Source organism: Eubacterium ventriosum (assembly GCF_025150745.1).
Lineage (GTDB): Bacteria > Bacillota > Clostridia > Lachnospirales > Lachnospiraceae > Eubacterium_G > Eubacterium_G ventriosum.
Window position 1 is genome coordinate 1,493,191 of the sequence record NZ_CP102282.1, and the last position, 17,781, is coordinate 1,510,971.

Genomic DNA, 17,781 nt, shown 5'->3' on the forward strand with positions numbered 1-17,781 from the left:
TCCACAGAATTGTATAACGCAAACACGTTGATTTTCTTATTTTGCTCCGCCGTCTATGGCAAATCGAAAAGTGAAACTCGTCTACGGCTTGGACAGTCACTTTTCGACTTGCACTATGCTCGCAAAATTTCGAAAATCTGCCTATTGTTTGTTTTCATACAATTCTGTGGAATATAAGATGATATATAAATTTTGTTTTGCGATTAAAAAATATAAACTATAAGAAACGTGGTGTTTCTCATAGTTTATGATTTTTTACTGTTCACGGAATGTGATTGTTCCGTTTTCTGCATCCATGCTATCAACGATAGCAAGTGATTCCAAGTGATATCCAAGGTTACGGATTGTACGTCCGCCTGACTGAAATCCTTTTTCAATTGCAATGCCGATTCCTTCTACAGTACCGCCTGCATTTGATACGATGGAGATTAATCCCTGAAGAGCACAACCGTTAGCAAGAAAATCGTCTATAATAAGAACGTGGTCATCAGGACCTAAAAATTTCTTTGATACGATTACCTGGTTTTTGCATTTATGCGTAAATGATTCAACTTCAGCAACATACATTTCACCATCAATGTTTATACTTTTTGATTTCTTTGCAAAAACAACTGGTGCATCGAAGTATTTTGCAACGATGCAGGCAATGCCGATACCTGATGCTTCTATTGTAAGAATTTTGTTGATTGGGGCATTAGCGAAACGACGCTTAAATTCTTCGCCCATTTTTTCGAAAAGTGAAATGTCCATCTGGTGGTTTAAAAAGCTGTCTACTTTTAAAACATTTCCTTCTTTAACGATACCATCTTTTTGAATACGTTCTTCTAAAAAATTCATTTCTGTCTCCTTTGTAAAAATTAATTACCTTTTCAGACTCCGCTCACGCAGAAATTTCTAAAAGGAAACAATAGGCAGAGTTTTGAAATTTTGCGAGCATAGTGTAAAGCGATAAACCTACTGTTCGAGCCTTTAGGCGAGTTTAGGTTTTCGCTTTACAATAGGCGGCGGAGCAAAATAATAAACTCAACGTGTTTACTTTAGAAATTTCTGCGTGAGCGGAATGAAAAAGTGCTTTGTTTTTATTTGATTAATAATTTTTTATTGATTCAAATTCGTCTACGATTTCTTTTTCAGGTGCAGGTGTAAGTAAGCTTACTATTACGATGAAGATTGAAGCTACAATGAATGCAGGTAAAAGTTCATAGATTCCAAGTACGCCACCCATTGGACGAACTAAGAATTTCCATACGAATACCATGATTCCACCGGCTACCATTCCGCTGATTGCACCGTATTTGTTTGAGCGCTTCCAGAATAATGCAAAGAGCATTACAGGGCCGAATGTGGCACCGAAGCCTGCCCAGGCAAATGATACTATCTGGAATACTGAGCTGTTAGGATTACTAGCAAGAAACATAGCAATTATTGAAATGATAATTACTGAACCTCTGGCAACTACGATTTTTACTCCTGCTGAAAGGTTTAAATTTAACACGCCTTCAAGTAAGTTTTCTGAAACACTTGAAGATGCAGCAAGAAGCTGTGAATCTGAAGTTGACATTGTTGAGGCAAGTATACCTGCAAGGATAACACCTGCAATTATGGCAAAAATAATGCCGTGTGTACTTAATACGTGGGCTATCTGAACGATGATTGTTTCAGAATCCTTTAGGTTAGGAATAACTCCTTCTGCTGACATTGCATAACCGATTATACCAATTGAAACTGCAACAGACATTGAAATAACAACCCAAACACTGGCAACACGTCTTGAAAGTTTTAATTTCTTTGTGTCTTCAATAGCCATAAATCTTAAAAGAATATGTGGCATGCCGAAGTATCCAAGTCCCCAAGCAAGTGTTGAGGCAATTGAAAGAACACTGTAAGGCGTTGCTGTATTAGTTGCACCATCATGTGTTGAAGTTATTGAAAGGAATCCCTTAAGGTCGCCAACGTGAGCTACGACTCCGTCAAATCCACCAACGGAAATAATTCCATAACTTAAAACTATAACTAAGGCAATTGACATAATAATACTCTGAATAAAGTCAGAAGTACTTGCGGCAAGGAAACCACCAAGAGTAGTATATGCAACAATAACAATTGCACTAATAATCATTGCTGTTAAATAATCAACTCCAAATAAAGAATTAAAAAGTTTACCACATGCAGCAAATCCTGAGGCTGTATATGGCACAAAGAAAATAATAATAATTATAGCAGATACACACTTTAACATTTTAGGATCTCTATATCTGTTAGCAAAAAAGTCAGGTATAGTGATTGCACTGCAAACGTCACTGTAAGTTCTAAGTCTTTTGGCAACAATAAGCCAGTTAACGTATGTTCCAACAGCAAGTCCGGCAGCTGTCCAGAATGCATCACAAACACCTGTAACATAAGCAACACCCGGAAGTCCCATTAATAACCAGCTACTCATATCTGATGCTTCAGCACTCATAGCAGTAACAAGAGGACCAAGCTTTCGTCCACCAAGGTAAAAATCATTTGTGGTACTGTTTTTTTTGGCAAAATATACACCAATACCAACAACGCCAACCATATAAACAATGATGGCAATTAAAATTCCAATTTCTGATGTAGTCATTTTTTTTCCCTTCTTATTATATGTAATTTTTGAATTTCCTTCCTATTGTATAAAAAATATGTCAAATAGGCAAGTAAAAACGTATACATATTTATAACAAAAAAGTAAAAACTAAGAAAAAAGGAGGATTTTTATGGGACGAATGATTGGTAGTAGCAGTATTTCCTTTGATAAGCCACCGTTTATTATTGAAGGAGCTTCAATTGTAGGTCAAAAAGAAGGTGACGGACCTTTAGGAAAATTGTTTGATGTTGTGGAACAGGATCCTATGCTTGGACAGGAAACGTGGGAAGAGGCAGAAAGTTTGTTGCAAAAAGAGGCAATTCAGAAACTTCTATTTAAAGCAGGGATGAGCAAGGAAGAAATCAGGTATATTTTTGGTGGGGATTTACTTGGACAGTTAATTGCCACAACTTTTGGAATTTTGGAGTTCGAGGTTCCCTTTTTCGGATTGTACGGAGCCTGTTCAACAATGGGTGAAGCGTTAAGTCTTGGGGCTGTAATGGTTGAAGCAGGAAATGCAGACAATGTTATTGCAATGGCATCAAGTCATTTTGCCAGCGCAGAAAGACAGTTTAGATTTCCTTTGGCTTACGGAAATCAAAGACCTTATGCGGCAACCTGGACTGTAACCGGTTGTGGGGCAGTAATAATTAGCACAAAAAAAGGTTTTGCAAAAATAACAGGAATTACCACGGGAAAAATCGTTGATTTTGGAGTAAAGGATGCTCAAAATATGGGTGCCTGTATGGCACCGGCTGCGGCAGATGTTATTTATCAGCATTTTAAGGATTTTAACAGCACACCGGCAGATTATGACAAAATCATAACGGGTGACTTGGGATTAATAGGAAAAAGTATTTTATTTGAACTACTTAAGGAAAAAGGCTATGACATTTCGGCGGTTCATATGGATTGCGGCGTGGAAATGTTTGATGCCAGTGAACAGGACACTCACGCAGGTGGAAGTGGCTGTGGCTGTAGTGCCACAGTTCTTGCAGGCTATGTTTTTAAACAGCTAAAAAAAGGGGCATTTAAGAAGATTCTTTTTATTCCAACGGGAGCATTAATGTCCCCGGTAAGTTTTAATGAAGGAAATAGCGTGCCGGGAATAGCTCACTGCGTGGTGATTGAAAAGAATTAATGATTGCAATTAAAGAAAGGAATTTAAGATGATTTTTTTAAAAGCGTTTATTGTTGGGGGAATAATCTGTGCTCTTGTTCAAATTGTAATAGACAAGACCAAGGTAACGCCTGCAAGAATTATGGTAAGTCTTGTTTGCATTGGGGTTGTTCTTGGTGCGATTGGAATTTATGAGCCTTTGACTAAGTGGGCAGGTTGTGGCGCAACAGTGCCTTTACTTGGCTTTGGCAACAATCTTTGGAAGGGAATGAAAGAAGCCATAGATGAGTCAGGTTTTTTGGGATTGTTTAAAGGTGGTTTTACGGCAAGTGCCGTGGGAATTTCAGGAGCTTTAATATTCGGATATTTGTCTGCACTAATTTTTAAATCAAAAATGAAATAGTCAAAATTAACTATGTTTTAAAAATTCAGCCCGAACTTAATATAATTAAGTAAAAACAGCTTTATCATTACAAAATTAAGAATAACACTATTAAAGGTTGATAAAATTAAGAAGATACTATATAATTTCTTTAGTGTATTAAAGTGTTAGTGCACTTGTTTAAGTGCGGCCTTTTTAGGAGAAATATAGAGGTTCGCGCAAGTTGTGATTAAGAAAAATATATTTAAGGAGGGCTACAAAATGTCATATGTAGACGAAGTATTAGCAAAAGTAAAAGAAAAGAATGCTAATGAACCAGAATTTTTACAGGCAGTTGAAGAAGTATTAAATTCACTTAGACCTGTAATCGATGCAAACGAGGACAAGTATAGAAGAGAAGCTTTACTTGAAAGAATCTGCGAACCTGAAAGACAGTTCAAGTTCAGAGTTCCTTGGGTAGATGATAAGGGACAGGTACAGGTTAACACAGGTTATAGAGTACAGTTTAACTCAGCTATCGGACCATACAAGGGTGGTTTAAGACTTCACCCATCAGTAAATATTGGTATTATTAAATTCTTAGGTTTTGAACAGATCTTCAAGAACTCACTTACAGGCCTTCCAATCGGTGGTGGTAAAGGTGGTTCTGATTTCGATCCTAAGGGTAAATCAGATAGAGAAGTTATGGCTTTCTGCCAGAGCTTTATGACAGAACTTTGTAAATATATCGGTGCTGACACTGACGTACCAGCCGGTGACATCGGAACAGGCGCTAGAGAAATCGGATATATGTTTGGACAGTATAAGAGAATCCGTGGATTATATGAAGGTGTTCTTACAGGTAAGGGACTTACATACGGTGGTTCTTTAGCTAGAACAGAAGCTACAGGTTACGGATTACTTTACTTAACACAGGAATTAATGAAAGACCATGGCGAAAGCATGGAAGGCAAGACAGTAGTTGTTTCAGGTGCCGGTAACGTTGCTATCTACGCTATTCAGAAAGCTCATCAGATGGGTGCTAAGGTTGTTACATGTTCAGATTCAACAGGTTGGATTTATGATCCTGAAGGAATCGATGTTGACCTTCTTAAAGAAGTTAAGGAAGTTAAGAGAGCTAGACTTACAGAATATGCTGCTGCAAGACCTTCAGCTGAATATCATGAAGGACGTGGAGTATGGCAGATTAAATGTGATATCGCTCTTCCATGTGCTACACAGAACGAATTACTTATCGATGATGCTAAGCAGTTAGTAGCTAACGGATGTAAAGCTGTTTGTGAAGGTGCTAACATGCCTACAACAATTGATGCAACAGAATACTTACAGGAAAACGGCGTATGGTTCGTTGGTGGTAAGGCTGCTAACGCAGGTGGTGTTGCTACATCAGCTCTTGAAATGTCACAGAACAGCGAAAGACTTTCATGGACATTCGAAGAAGTTGACGCTAAATTACAGACAATCATGGTTAACATTTACCGTAACATCAGCGATGCTGCTAAGAGATACGGATTTGAAGGTAACTACGTAGTAGGTGCTAACATTGCCGGATTTGAAAAAGTAGCAGAAGCTATGGAAGCTCAGGGTGTTTGCTAATTATAGTTATAGTTAATAATTAATATATAAAGGTGTATCTCACTATGGGATACACCTTTTGTGATATATGGAATATAAATTCTAAATAGGGGGAAAATATATAGGTAGTCTTGTGAAAAATGTTAATATTGTTTATAATAAGTCAGAGATTGGAAAACTATCACAATATTATTTAATAATTATTTTATGGAGAATAGAATGGACGAGAATTTAAAGAAGGAAATAGAAAACAGACGAACATTTGCGATTATTTCACATCCCGATGCAGGAAAGACTACTTTAACAGAAAAGTTTTTACTCTATGGAGGTGCTATTAATACAGCAGGTTCAGTAAAGGGAAAGGCCAATTCTAAGTATGCAGTGTCTGACTGGATGGGAATTGAAAAAGAAAGAGGCATTTCAGTTACATCTTCAGCACTTCAGTTTAACTATGAAGGATATTGCATTAATATTTTGGATACTCCTGGACATCAGGACTTCTCAGAAGATACTTATAGAACGTTAATGGCTGCAGATTCAGCAGTAATGGTTATTGATGCTTCAAAGGGTGTTGAGGCACAGACAATTAAGCTTTTTAAGGTTTGTGTTATGAGACATATTCCTATTTTTACTTTTATTAATAAGATGGACTTGGAAGCAAGAGATCCATATGAACTTCTTGAAGAAATTGAAAATGTTCTTGGAATTAAAACATGTCCTATTAACTGGCCAATTGGTTCAGGTAAAAGATTTAAAGGTGTGTATGACAGAGATACTAAGAAGATTTCAATGTTTAAGGCAGTTTCAGTTGGTGGTTCAAAAAGTGCTGCGGAAACAACATATGAGTTGGACAACGAAAACTTTAAGGCAGAAATAGGTGATGAATTGTATGATCAGCTTGTAGATGACACTGAACTTCTTGACGGAGCAAGCGAACCATTTGATCAGGAATTGGTTGATAAAGGTGAATTGTCACCGGTATTTTTCGGCTCAGCGTTAACAACTTTCGGTATAGAAACATTTTTGGAACATTTCTTAAGAATGACAGAATCACCACTTCCAAGGATGTCAGATCAGGGATTAATTGATCCTATTGAAGAACCATTTTCAGGATTTGTATTTAAGATTCAGGCTAATATGAACAAGGCACATCACGATAGAATTGCTTTCCTTAGAGTTTGTTCAGGAAAGTTTGATGCATCTAAGGATGTGTATCACGTACAAAGTGGTAAGAAAATGAAACTTTCAAGACCTCAGCAAATTATGGCTCAGGACAGAAAGGTAATTGATGAAGCTTATGCGGGAGACGTAATCGGTGTATTTGATCCGGGTATTTTTTCAATAGGTGATACAATCTGTACACCGGGCAAAAAATTTGTTTATGAAGGAATCCCAACTTTTGCACCTGAACATTTCTGCAGACTTGTGGCACTTGATTCAATGAAACGTAAACAGTTTATGAAAGGTGTTACACAGATTGCCCAGGAAGGTGCAATTCAGATTTTCCAGGATTACAATCTTGAAATGTCAGAAATTATTGTAGGTGTTGTAGGTACACTTCAGTTTGACGTTTTGAAGTATAGAATGGAAAACGAATATGGCTGTGATGTGAGATTGGAGCCATTGCCTTATGGACACATCAGATGGGTAAAAGATACAACAATAGATTTAAATAATGTTAAATGTCCAAGCGATGCCAAGAGAGTAAAGGATATGAAGGGCAATCCATTAGTATTATTTACAAACCAGTGGTCAATTAAACTTCTTTTGGAAAGAAATGAAGGCATTGAATTTGAAGAATTTAGCAGAAACTAATTTTGTACAAGATTAAATATAGAAGGGAATGAGTTATCATGGAAAGAAAGAATGCATGGAATACTTATGGTAAGAGAGAAATAAGTGAGTTGGAAGAATTAAATTCTAACTATATTGATTTCCTGTCAGACTGTAAAACAGAAAGAGAATGTGTTAAGGAAACTGTAAGACAGGCAAGGGAGAAAGGCTACAAGTCTTTAGAAGAAGTAATTGAAAAGGGCCAGCCTTTAAAACAGGGGGACAAAGTTTATGCTGTTTGTATGAATAAGACAGTAGCACTTTTTAACATTGGAAAGATTCCAATGGAACAGGGAATGAATATTTTGGGAGCACATATTGATTCACCTAGAATGGACATTAAGCAGAATCCACTATATGAAAGCAACAATATGGCATACCTTGATACACATTACTATGGCGGAATTAAGAAGTATCAGTGGGTTACACTTCCACTTGCAATTCATGGCGTTGTAGTTAAGAAAGACGGAACAAAGGTTGAAGTTAACATTGGTGAAAAAGATACCGACCCTGTATTTTGTGTAACCGACCTTTTAATTCATCTTGCAGGACAGCAGATGGAAAAGAATGCAGCTAAAGTTATTGAAGGCGAAAACCTTGATATTCTTGTTGGAAGCATTCCACTTGAAGACAAAGAAAAAGATGCTGTAAAAGAAGGAATTATAGGTATTTTAAAAAACACCTATGAAATGGAAGAAGAAGATTTTATGTCAGCAGAATTAGAAGTGGTTCCGGCAGGAAGAGCAAGAGAAATGGGATTTGACAGAAGCATGATTATGGCATATGGTCAGGATGACAAAGTATGTGCATATACATCATTGGCTGCAATGCTTGAAATGGATAAACTTGACAAGACTGCATGTTGTTTATTAGTAGACAAAGAAGAAATCGGTAGCGTAGGTGCTACAGGTATGCAGTCAAAATTCTTTGAAAATACAGTTGCAGAATTATTAAACCTTAATGGCGATTATAACGAACTTAAACTTAAGAGATGTTTAGCACATTCAAGAATGTTATCATCAGATGTTAACGCAGCTTTTGATCCATTATATTCTGATGTGTTCAAAAATAATAGCTCATCATTCCTAGGTTCAGGCGTTGTATTTAACAAGTTTACAGGTTCAAGAGGAAAGTCAGGTTCAAATGATGCTAATGCTGAATATCTTGCAGTATTAAGAAATATAATGGATAATCATAACGTACATTTTCAAATGTCAGAGCTTGGAAAAGTTGACGCAGGTGGTGGCGGAACAATCGCTTATATTATGTCACTTTATGGCATGGAAGTAATTGATTGTGGCGTTGCAGTATTAAACATGCACGCACCTTGGGAAGTAACAAGCAAGGCTGATATTTATGAAACATACAAGTGCTATAAAGCTTTCCTAAAGAATGCATAATTAAGGAATAAGATTACAAATTAATCCTTCGGAGAGAATATTAGTGAATATATTCTTTTCGGGGGATTTTTTTAGATTAAACAAATGTTGATAGAAAGTAGGATTACAATAAAATCAGAAAAAAAAAGAAATTCTATGTAATCCCCCTACAAGATAATGCGCAAGGCGAAGAATTGCAATAAAAAAGCAGAACCCTCATCAGAGAATCCTGCTTTCAAAAAGTCGTACATATTAAATTGTATATATAAAGTTCTTATAATAACAAACTATAAATGCTTAGCTATTTTCCTGCAGTTTTACCGGAGCCCTTAGAACTTGATGATCCTGAACTTGATTTGCTTGTTCTAGAACTTCCTGAATCGGTTCTACTTGAACTTGATTTTGAACTATTAGAACCTGACTTTGAATTGCCGGAGCTTGAGCTGCTTGAACTTCCAGACGAACTATAGCTTCCAGATGAACTTGAACTGTTTGAATAGCTTGAACTCTTTTTTGAAAAAGCTGAATGATAAGTACATTTTGCAGGTTGTGTACCCTTGGCAAAGTACTCTGATTTTGATGTAGGACAAACTCCTTTAATTGCAACTTTTCCTGAAGAAGAGCAGATATCATATTTCTTAACATCTTTACTCATTTTAAAACTTTTAGCTTTGTATTTCTTGACTGAGTCAATTTGATTCATTATCTTAGCCCAGAGTCTTTCGTGATACGCCTGGTCACCGCTAAGAGATACGTTTTCATCATAACCTGTCCAAATTGATGCTGTAAGATATGGTGTATATCCACAGAACCAAAGGTCATATTCACTTGATGTTGTACCGGTTTTACCTGATACGGGCATTTTGCCATCAAGTTTAGCACTTGTACCTGTACCTTCTGTAATAACGCTTGTCATACCCTGTGTAAGAAGGCTTGCAGTAGAAGCTTTCAAAACAGTATGTGTAGTAGGAGTAGTGTTATCAAGAAGGACACGTCCATTGCTGTCTATAACCTGTGAATAAAAAACAGGTCTTGTATAAGTTCCCTGATTTGCGATTGTTGCATATGCAGCAGTCATTTCTAAGTTAGTAACACCGTCTGTAATACCACCAAGTGCCAAAGCCTGCTGAATGTCAGATGAAACAGAACCATTTTTTTCAACACGGTTATCAACTAAAGTAGTAATACCAAAATTGCAAAGATAATCATATCCAAGCTGTGGTGTAATATCTGTAAGTGTTTTTACAGCACAAATATTCATAGAATCAGCAATTGCCTTTCTTACTGTAACTTTGCCACGATAGCCACTGTACCAGTTCTTAACAGCTCTTCCGTTAGAATAACTGAAAGGCTCGTCCACGATAGTAGTGGTAAGTGTGTAACCCATAGTATCAATGGCAGGTGCGTAAGCTGATAAAATTTTAAATGTTGAACCGGGCTGTCTTGTTGAGTCTGTAGCTCGGTTAAGAGAAAGACTAACATTCTTCTTTCCACGACCACCAACAACGGCTTTAACATAGCCTGTGTACTGGTCCATTACAGTAAATGAAACCTGTGGCTGAGGATTGTAATAAAGATTTTCGTATTCGGCGTAGCCTTTATCCTTATCAATTCCTTTTTTGTAATACTTGTTCATAAGGTGCATTTTGTATGCCTTAACACAAGCTTTTGCTTCTTCTTTAGAACTAAAAATCAATTTAAAACTTGATTCATTCAAAGAATTTCTATGATAATTCAAAATATCTTTTTCACTGTAATTGTCAACTGAACCGTCAGGATTTTGAACTGACCATGCCCAGTTAATTGAGTATTTAATAGCGTAAGGATAGTTGTCTGAGTCAGACAATTCCTTATCACATATTTTTTGAATATCAGAATCCTGAGTAGTATAAATCTTTAAACCACCGCTGTATACGGCATTGTAAGCCTGAGTATAAGTATAGCCTTTCTGTTCCTGAAGGTCTGAAAGAACCTGCTTTACAACCTCATCGACAAAATAAGAATATACCCGATCATCGCTTTTTGTAAGCTTGTTGTTGACTTTTTTTATACGGGCATAAACATTATCACTCATGGCTTCGTCATACTGTTCTTGAGTAATATGCCCTGCATCTTTCATGTTAGTGAGAATCTTTTTTCTACGTTTGGCATTTTCGTCAGGATTAGTAATAGGATTATAAAGTGACGGGTTCTGAGTTATGGCAGCAATAACGCCTGCCTCAGAAACTGTAATCTTACTAACATCCTTATTAAAATATCTAAGTGAAGCAGCCTTAACACCAAGGGTATTTGAACCTAAGTTAATAGTGTTAAGATATGTTTCAAGTATAACGTCCTTTTTGGTAACTTTTTCAAGCTGAACGGCAAGGTACTGTTCCTGAATCTTTCTTTTAAGAGAAGAAGTAAGGGAATCTTCTTCAGTCCAGCTTGTAAATACGTTGTTCTTTAGAACCTGCTGTGTAATGGTACTGGCACCTTCTGACGGATTAAGGGTAGTAAGTGCTATAAAAGCCGCACGACCGATACCCTGAATGTCAATACCGTTATGTTCATAAAAACGTGCATCCTCAGTATCAATAAAAGCCCATCTTAAATGTTCCGGAATATCTTTCAAATCAGCCTTAATACGGTTAGAGCCGGAAGTGATAAGCTTAGCAATCTGCTTATTATTGGTGTCATAAACTGTTGTTGAATATGACGATGGAACAATAGAAATATTTTCCACGGAAGGAGCACTTTTAATAATGCCGTGTATAACACCAAGTCCGAAAAAACCTCCGGTAACAATGGCAAGGCACATAATGTAAAGAAATACTTTAAGTGCAGAAACCAAGGACTTAGAAACAACCTTCTTTTGTAATGAAACAAGTTCACGTTGTTTGTCTATTGTTTCTTTATATTCAAAATTCATTGGCAAACCTCCTATTCTTTTAGATTATAACAAAATGCAGTAATTTAATAAAGGGGAAAAATGTCGCAGAAAATGTAAGACACAGAATCTTCAAAAAAATTGATACTTATGTTATTCTATATACAATGCGTTTGGTTGGGAGGGGGGACAATTAAAATGAAAGCGTGCTTTTGTTGTTTTTCTTCTTTACACAACAAACAAGAAAGGGATAGAATTGGAAAAATTTATAATAAAAGAAGGCGGTCAGGGCGAAATTGTTGAGAAGAAGTCCAGATTTATTGCCACTGTTTTGCCAATAGATACAGAAGAAGAGGCATTACAATATATTGAAAAGATAAAAAAGAAATACTGGGATGCAAGGCACAATTGTTTTGCATTTGTAATAGGAAGTAACAATGAAATTCAGAGATTTAGTGATGACGGCGAGCCACAGGGCACAGCGGGAAAACCTATTTTGGAAACATTGTTAAATGAGAATTTGCATAATACTTTGATAGTGGTGACACGATATTTTGGTGGAACTCTCCTTGGAACAGGCGGTCTTGTCAGGGCTTACGGCCAGTCATCCAAGGAAGGTATTAGAAATTCGGTTATTCAGAAAGTTTGTGAAGGTATAAGTTTTAAACTTACGGTGGATTATAATAGTATAGGAAAGATTAAGTACATTATGGGGCAGATGGGAATTACGGATGCTCAGGAAGAATACGGTCAGAATGTTGTTTTAAGCATTTTAATGAAAAAAGATGAATATAATGAATTTAATACGAAAGTAACAGATGCCACAGGAGGGAAAGCTGTTTTTGAGGATGAAGAAGACAGGGAGTACAGAGAAGAGGTGAAAGAAAAATAATTTTATTGAAAACATATCATCTATGTGATAGAATGAACATTTGTGAAGCTATAAACAAGTATTTTATGATTATTTAATAGGAAAGAGAAGAAATGATTAGAGAAGACGTAAGAAATATTGCCATTATTGCCCATGTAGACCATGGTAAAACAACATTGGTAGATGAATTATTAAAACAGAGTGGTGTATTCCGTGAAAATCAGGAAGTTGCTGAAAGAGTAATGGACTCTAATGATATTGAAAGAGAAAGAGGTATTACAATTCTTTCAAAGAACACTGCTGTTACTTATAAGAATACAAAAATTAATATTATTGATACACCGGGACATGCTGATTTTGGTGGAGAAGTAGAGCGTGTACTTAAGATGGTTAACGGCGTAGTTTTAGTAGTAGATGCATTTGAAGGTGCAATGCCACAGACACGTTTCGTTCTAAAGAAAGCTTTGGAACTTAACCTTCCTGTTATTGTTTGTATCAACAAGATTGACAGACCGGAAGCAAGACCAGAAGAAGTTATTGACGAAGTATTAGAATTATTTATTGAGTTAGATGCTAGTGAAGAACAGCTTGACTGCCCATTTGTTTTCGCATCAGCTAAGCAGGGATTTGCTAAGTTAAATATGGATGATGAATCAGATAGTATGCAGCCATTATTTGAAACAATTATTGACTACATTCCAGCTCCTGAAGGAGATGAGAATGCAGATACTCAGGTTCTTATCAGTACAATCGATTACAACGAATATGTTGGACGTATCGGTGTTGGTAAGATTGACAATGGTAAATTAAAAGTTAATCAGGATGTTGTCTTGGTTAACCACCATGAACCTGACAAACAGAAGAGAGTTAAAATCAGCAAGCTTTATGAGTTTGATGGTTTAAATAAAGTAGAAGTTCAGGAAGCTACAGTAGGTGCTATTGTTGCTATTTCAGGTATTACAGACATTCATATTGGAGATACAATTTGTTCTCCTGAAAATCCTGTTGCAATTCCTTTCCAGAAGATTTCAGAGCCTACAATTTCTATGAACTTTATGGTAAATGACAGTCCTCTTGCAGGTCAGGAAGGAAAATTCGTCACATCACGTCATCTTCGTGAAAGACTTATGAGAGAATTAAATACTGACGTAAGTTTAAGAGTAGAAGAAACTGAAAACATGGATTCATTTAAGGTTTCAGGACGTGGAGAACTTCACCTTTCAGTTCTTATTGAAAACATGAGAAGAGAAGGATACGAATTTGCTGTAAGTAAGGCAGAAGTTATTTACAAAGAAGACGAAAGAGGCAAGAAATTAGAGCCTATGGAAATCTGTTACATTGATGTTCCTGATGAATTTTCAGGTGCAATCATTGAAAAATTAAGTAACAGAAAAGGTGAACTTCAGGGAATGGCACCAATTAACGGTGGATTTACAAGACTTGAGTTTTCAATTCCTTCAAGAGGATTAATCGGATACAGAGGTCAGTTTATGACAGATACAAAGGGTAATGGTATTATGAATACTGTATTTGATGATTACGGTCCATTTAAGGGAGAAATTCAGTACAGAAAACAGGGTTCACTTATCGCTTTTGAAGCCGGTGAAGCAATTACTTATGGATTATTTAATGCACAGGAAAGAGGAACATTATTCATTGGACCTGGCGAAAAAGTATATTCAGGTATGATTGTTGGTCAGACAGGTCGTGCTGAAGACATTGAAGTAAACGTTTGTAAAACAAAACATCTTTCAAACACAAGAACTTCAAGCTCAGATGAAGCTTTAAGATTAGTACCAAAGAAAGTATTAAGTCTTGAGCAGGCGTTGGAATTCATTGATACTGATGAATTACTTGAAATCACACCAGAAAACTTAAGAATTAGAAAGAAAATCTTAGATCCAACTCTTAGAAAGAGAGCAAACATTCGTAAGAACAACAAATAAGAGGTTGGAAAGAAGATATTTTGGAAAAATAAATATATTAAAAAATAAAAAAGCTTCCTTCTAAATGCAGGTTAAATTGGAACTTGCAATTTAGGAGGGAGCTTTTTTTGATAAATTTATACTGAATGGAATCCCTTTCCAATGATTTCGCTTGTATTTGAAATCAATAGGAAGGCTCCAGGTGAGTTTTCTTTTATGAAGTTTCTAAGTTTTACTGCCTGAGACGGACTTAAAACTGTAAGGATTATGTATTTGTTGTCGCCGGTAAATGAGCCTTTGGCGTTTACGATTGTGGCTCCACGGACAAGGTTTTTTTCAATAAAATTGCATATTGGCTTAGGATCGGAGCAAACCACATGAAAGTATTTTGAGCGGTTCAAACTTTCAATAAAGTTGTCGATAAGTGCAGAACGCATAATCAAACCAAGCAATGAGTAAAGTCCTGTTTTTACATCAAATACGAAAAAGGCGCAAAGCGTAAATAGAACATCGGAAATCATAAGTCCACGACCAATATCAACACTTGTATATTTCTTAAGAACCATTGCGATAACATCCGTACCACCACTTGATGCACCAATATTGAAAAGGATTGCTGAGCCAAGTGCAGGTAAAAGAATTGCAAAAATAAGCTCAAGCAAAGGTTCATTAGTTAAAGGATGGCTCATTGGATAAACACGTTCAAACAATGACAGAGTCACAGACAAAAGAATTGTGCTGTAAGCTGTTTTTGCAGCAAAACTTTTGCCAAGAATAATCCATCCCACTACAAGTAACAGAATGTTGGCTACAAAAGAAAAATCACTGGCTGAAAGAGGAGTGAACTTTGCAACCAAAACTGCAAAACCTGTAATACCACCAAAAGTAAAGTTGTTGGCGAATTTAAAGAAGTAAATACCAACAGCCATAATCAAAGTACTGGCTGTAAGCAATAAAAAATTTTTAAAATTTGCTTTCATAATTTTTTTCCTTTAAGTATATTTTTTACAAAAAAATTGTAACGTTGTGAGATTGCAAAGTCAATGAGTATTTAAAGGAAAAATAAGCAATTAAGATAAAAACATAAAAATAATTAATAAGTTAATTTAGCAAAAAACAATTCCAAGCACAGCGGAAAACAAAATCATTAAAATAGGTGTCAAAGTTTTTTTGAAAAAATGTTTGCTTAAAAAGTGAACAGCTATCAAAATCACAAATATCAAAACAAAGCTGTAATTAATTGAAAAACCATGACCTAAACTTTCGAAATTAAACAAAGTTGAAAGTCCCATTATTACAGCAGTTGCAAGAATCATTGCAACAACACAAGGTCGTACGCCGGACAGAAAAGCTTTTGTACCGGAATATTTCATTAGATTTTTTAGAACTGCCGCAATTAAAAGAATAATAACAAAAGCAGGCAGAACCACACCAAGAGTTGCAAAAAAAGCTCCAAGGAAACCGCCCTGAGAGGAGCCAACAAAAGTTGCAAGATTAACGGCAAGAGGTCCCGGAGTTGACTCGGCAACTGCAACAAAACTCATAAACATATCCTCAGAAAGCCAATGGTTGGATAACACGATTTCCCTCATTAAAGAAATCATTCCGTAACCACCTCCGAAAGATAATGTTCCTATTATAAGAAAATTGATAAAAAGCTTTAAATAAATCATATCAAACTCCTGTTAAGTAAAAGAATTGTTTTAAATAGTTAAAAAATATTTATAAAAATATTTATGAAACTAAAAATTATTTTGAAAATATACTGAACAATTACTTTTGAATATTTTTCTTAAAGAAATATACTATCACGCCAATTACACCACAAATCAAAATATAATAAATTGATGAAAAAGAAGTTGCCGTAATTGAAAAAACGATCATAATAATTGCAACAATTAAAATAATCAAAGTATTAAACAGATTTTTCTCCAAATTCTTCAACATTCGAATGCCTGCAGTAAGTATTAAATAAACCACGCAAACCTGAATACCCTTAAAAGCGCAGGCAACGTAGTGTAAGCTTAAAAATTCGTTGAAAAATAACGAAATAAAATAAATAATAATAAAAGAAGGAATGCATACTGCAAGGGTTGCAGCAGTAGCTCCGTAAAATCCTGCAACATGATATCCAATATAGGTGGCGCTGTTAACTGCCATAGGACCGGGCGTGGATTCAGCAATTGCAATCATATTGAGAAAATCATCTTTTTCAATCCATTTCTTCTTATATATAAACTCACTTTCCAAAAGGGCCACCATAGCGTAACCACCGCCAAAGGTAAAGGCACCGATTTTTAGAAAGGTCAAAAACAAAGTAAGCGTTTTATCAAAATTAGAATGTTTCATAAAACCTCCGAAATAAAAAGTCCATTAAAATATTTAATAAAAATTTTTGCAATTAACATCGAGATATTAATTGCTACTTAATTCAAAACACCATAAGTATACCATACATAAAAATTAGAAACAAATGAGTGTGAAATAAAAAAAAAAATTAAAAAAATTAGCACTCACCTCTTGACAGCGCTAACAAAAAGGACTATAACATAGTCAGAACGAAGGAAGAGATAAAGATTTAAAGAAATAATTAAAGATTCAAGCTTTAAAATCTATATCAAATTCGTTAGTTCAGATAATCAACACCTCGGATTTCTCCGATAGTGCAATTACAAAATTTATATCTATTAGACGAAAGGAGATATGACTTATGATGATGCCTAGTATTTTTGGAGAAAACTTATTTGATGATTTTATGGACGATTTTTCATTCCCTACATTACCTGATGTAGACAAGGAATTGTATGGAAAACATGCAAAGAACCTAATGAAAACCGATGTTAAGGAAACTGATGACGGATATCAGGTTGCAGTTGATCTTCCGGGATTTAAGAAGGACGAAATCAAGATTAAACTTGAAAATGGTACATTAACAATTAATGCAGCCAAAGGTCTTGATAAGGATGAGAAGGACAAGGAAGGTAAGTATGTAAGACGTGAACGTTATGCAGGAAGTATGAGCAGAAGCTTTTATGTTGGTGAACATGTTACAGCAGAACAGGTTCATCCAAAGTATGAGAATGGTATTTTAACCTTCGAAATACCTAAGAACAAAGAACCAATCGAAGAAAAAGAAAAGTTCATTGCTATTGAAGGATAACATCTTAACAAAATAAAGAAATCCCCATATCGACTTAGTGTTGGTATGGGGATTTT

Annotated in this window: 14 protein-coding genes; 8 read left to right on the top strand and 6 right to left on the bottom strand. The window is 35.7% G+C overall.

Annotated features, from left to right (window positions below; genetic code table 11):
• Positions 1-255: 255 nt before the first annotated feature.
• Positions 256-837 carry a xanthine phosphoribosyltransferase gene (locus NQ558_RS06740; protein ID WP_005363724.1) on the bottom strand — a complete coding sequence of 194 codons (582 nt, stop codon included), beginning with the start codon at positions 835-837 and terminating at the stop codon, positions 256-258.
• Between the two features lie 250 nt (positions 838-1,087).
• Positions 1,088-2,608, bottom strand: a complete 1,521-nt coding sequence (locus tag NQ558_RS06745; protein WP_005363726.1) for a sodium/proline symporter — start codon at positions 2,606-2,608, stop codon at positions 1,088-1,090.
• Positions 2,609-2,741: 133 nt separating this feature from the next.
• On the opposite strand from NQ558_RS06745, the gene spoVAD reads away from it, so the two are divergent.
• The 5 genes from spoVAD (at position 2,742) to NQ558_RS06770 (ending at position 8,921) form a co-directional block, all read left to right on the top strand.
• A complete protein-coding gene (gene spoVAD / locus NQ558_RS06750) occupies positions 2,742-3,752 on the top strand; it encodes a stage V sporulation protein AD (RefSeq protein WP_005363727.1) in 1,011 nt (336 codons plus the stop codon).
• Positions 3,753-3,780: 28 nt separating this feature from the next.
• Positions 3,781-4,134 (top strand): stage V sporulation protein AE, encoded by a 354-nt coding sequence (gene spoVAE, locus NQ558_RS06755; protein ID WP_005363729.1) that lies wholly within the window; start codon positions 3,781-3,783, stop codon positions 4,132-4,134.
• Positions 4,135-4,374: 240 nt separating this feature from the next.
• Complete coding sequence (gdhA, locus tag NQ558_RS06760) at positions 4,375-5,709, top strand: NADP-specific glutamate dehydrogenase (RefSeq protein ID WP_005363731.1); 1,335 nt, start codon at positions 4,375-4,377, stop codon at positions 5,707-5,709.
• A gap of 198 nt (positions 5,710-5,907) precedes the next feature.
• On the top strand, positions 5,908-7,503 hold the full coding sequence (locus NQ558_RS06765) for a peptide chain release factor 3 (RefSeq protein WP_040447354.1): 1,596 nt from the start codon (positions 5,908-5,910) through the stop codon (positions 7,501-7,503).
• A gap of 38 nt (positions 7,504-7,541) precedes the next feature.
• Positions 7,542-8,921: an aminopeptidase gene (locus NQ558_RS06770; protein WP_005363734.1), complete on the top strand. Its 1,380-nt coding sequence runs from the start codon at positions 7,542-7,544 to the stop codon at positions 8,919-8,921.
• Positions 8,922-9,201: 280 nt separating this feature from the next.
• On the opposite strand, the gene NQ558_RS06775 is transcribed toward NQ558_RS06770, so the two are convergent.
• Positions 9,202-11,811: a transglycosylase domain-containing protein gene (locus NQ558_RS06775; RefSeq protein ID WP_005363735.1), complete on the bottom strand. Its 2,610-nt coding sequence runs from the start codon at positions 11,809-11,811 to the stop codon at positions 9,202-9,204.
• A gap of 214 nt (positions 11,812-12,025) precedes the next feature.
• Between NQ558_RS06775 and NQ558_RS06780 the strand changes: the two genes are divergently transcribed.
• On the top strand, positions 12,026-12,661 hold the full coding sequence (locus NQ558_RS06780) for a YigZ family protein (protein ID WP_040447356.1): 636 nt from the start codon (positions 12,026-12,028) through the stop codon (positions 12,659-12,661).
• 92 nt (positions 12,662-12,753) lie between these two features.
• Positions 12,754-14,586 carry a translational GTPase TypA gene (gene typA, locus NQ558_RS06785; RefSeq protein WP_005363739.1) on the top strand — a complete coding sequence of 611 codons (1,833 nt, stop codon included), beginning with the start codon at positions 12,754-12,756 and terminating at the stop codon, positions 14,584-14,586.
• Positions 14,587-14,702: 116 nt separating this feature from the next.
• Here the strand turns inward: typA and NQ558_RS06790 are convergent, their stop codons facing one another.
• From NQ558_RS06790 to NQ558_RS06800, 3 genes are all read right to left on the bottom strand, one after another.
• Positions 14,703-15,545 carry a YitT family protein gene (locus tag NQ558_RS06790; protein ID WP_005363741.1) on the bottom strand — a complete coding sequence of 281 codons (843 nt, stop codon included), beginning with the start codon at positions 15,543-15,545 and terminating at the stop codon, positions 14,703-14,705.
• Positions 15,546-15,671: 126 nt separating this feature from the next.
• The gene (locus NQ558_RS06795) at positions 15,672-16,238 is read right to left on the bottom strand and encodes a chromate transporter (RefSeq protein WP_259907373.1); all 567 of its coding nucleotides are present in this window, start codon (positions 16,236-16,238) and stop codon (positions 15,672-15,674) included.
• Positions 16,239-16,338: 100 nt separating this feature from the next.
• Positions 16,339-16,914: a chromate transporter gene (locus NQ558_RS06800; RefSeq protein ID WP_005363745.1), complete on the bottom strand. Its 576-nt coding sequence runs from the start codon at positions 16,912-16,914 to the stop codon at positions 16,339-16,341.
• A 361-nt stretch (positions 16,915-17,275) separates the two neighbouring features.
• On the opposite strand from NQ558_RS06800, the gene NQ558_RS06805 reads away from it, so the two are divergent.
• On the top strand, positions 17,276-17,725 hold the full coding sequence (locus tag NQ558_RS06805) for an Hsp20/alpha crystallin family protein (RefSeq protein ID WP_040447358.1): 450 nt from the start codon (positions 17,276-17,278) through the stop codon (positions 17,723-17,725).
• Positions 17,726-17,781: the final 56 nt, after the last annotated feature.

Excerpts from the sequence above, each read along its gene's own strand:
- NQ558_RS06770 (WP_005363734.1), top strand. The coding sequence starts at position 7,542 with ATGGAAAGAAAGAATGCATGGAATACTTATGGTAAGAGAGAAATAAGT.
- typA (WP_005363739.1), top strand. The coding sequence starts at position 12,754 with ATGATTAGAGAAGACGTAAGAAATATTGCCATTATTGCCCATGTAGAC.
- spoVAE (WP_005363729.1), top strand. The coding sequence starts at position 3,781 with ATGATTTTTTTAAAAGCGTTTATTGTTGGGGGAATAATCTGTGCTCTT.
- NQ558_RS06775 (WP_005363735.1), bottom strand. The coding sequence starts at position 11,811 with ATGAATTTTGAATATAAAGAAACAATAGACAAACAACGTGAACTTGTT.
- gdhA (WP_005363731.1), top strand. The coding sequence starts at position 4,375 with ATGTCATATGTAGACGAAGTATTAGCAAAAGTAAAAGAAAAGAATGCT.
- NQ558_RS06790 (WP_005363741.1), bottom strand. The coding sequence starts at position 15,545 with ATGAAAGCAAATTTTAAAAATTTTTTATTGCTTACAGCCAGTACTTTG.
- spoVAD (WP_005363727.1), top strand. The coding sequence starts at position 2,742 with ATGGGACGAATGATTGGTAGTAGCAGTATTTCCTTTGATAAGCCACCG.
- NQ558_RS06795 (WP_259907373.1), bottom strand. The coding sequence starts at position 16,238 with ATGATTTATTTAAAGCTTTTTATCAATTTTCTTATAATAGGAACATTA.
- NQ558_RS06805 (WP_040447358.1), top strand. The coding sequence starts at position 17,276 with ATGATGATGCCTAGTATTTTTGGAGAAAACTTATTTGATGATTTTATG.
- NQ558_RS06745 (WP_005363726.1), bottom strand. The coding sequence starts at position 2,608 with ATGACTACATCAGAAATTGGAATTTTAATTGCCATCATTGTTTATATG.
- NQ558_RS06765 (WP_040447354.1), top strand. The coding sequence starts at position 5,908 with ATGGACGAGAATTTAAAGAAGGAAATAGAAAACAGACGAACATTTGCG.
- NQ558_RS06740 (WP_005363724.1), bottom strand. The coding sequence starts at position 837 with ATGAATTTTTTAGAAGAACGTATTCAAAAAGATGGTATCGTTAAAGAA.
- NQ558_RS06800 (WP_005363745.1), bottom strand. The coding sequence starts at position 16,914 with ATGAAACATTCTAATTTTGATAAAACGCTTACTTTGTTTTTGACCTTT.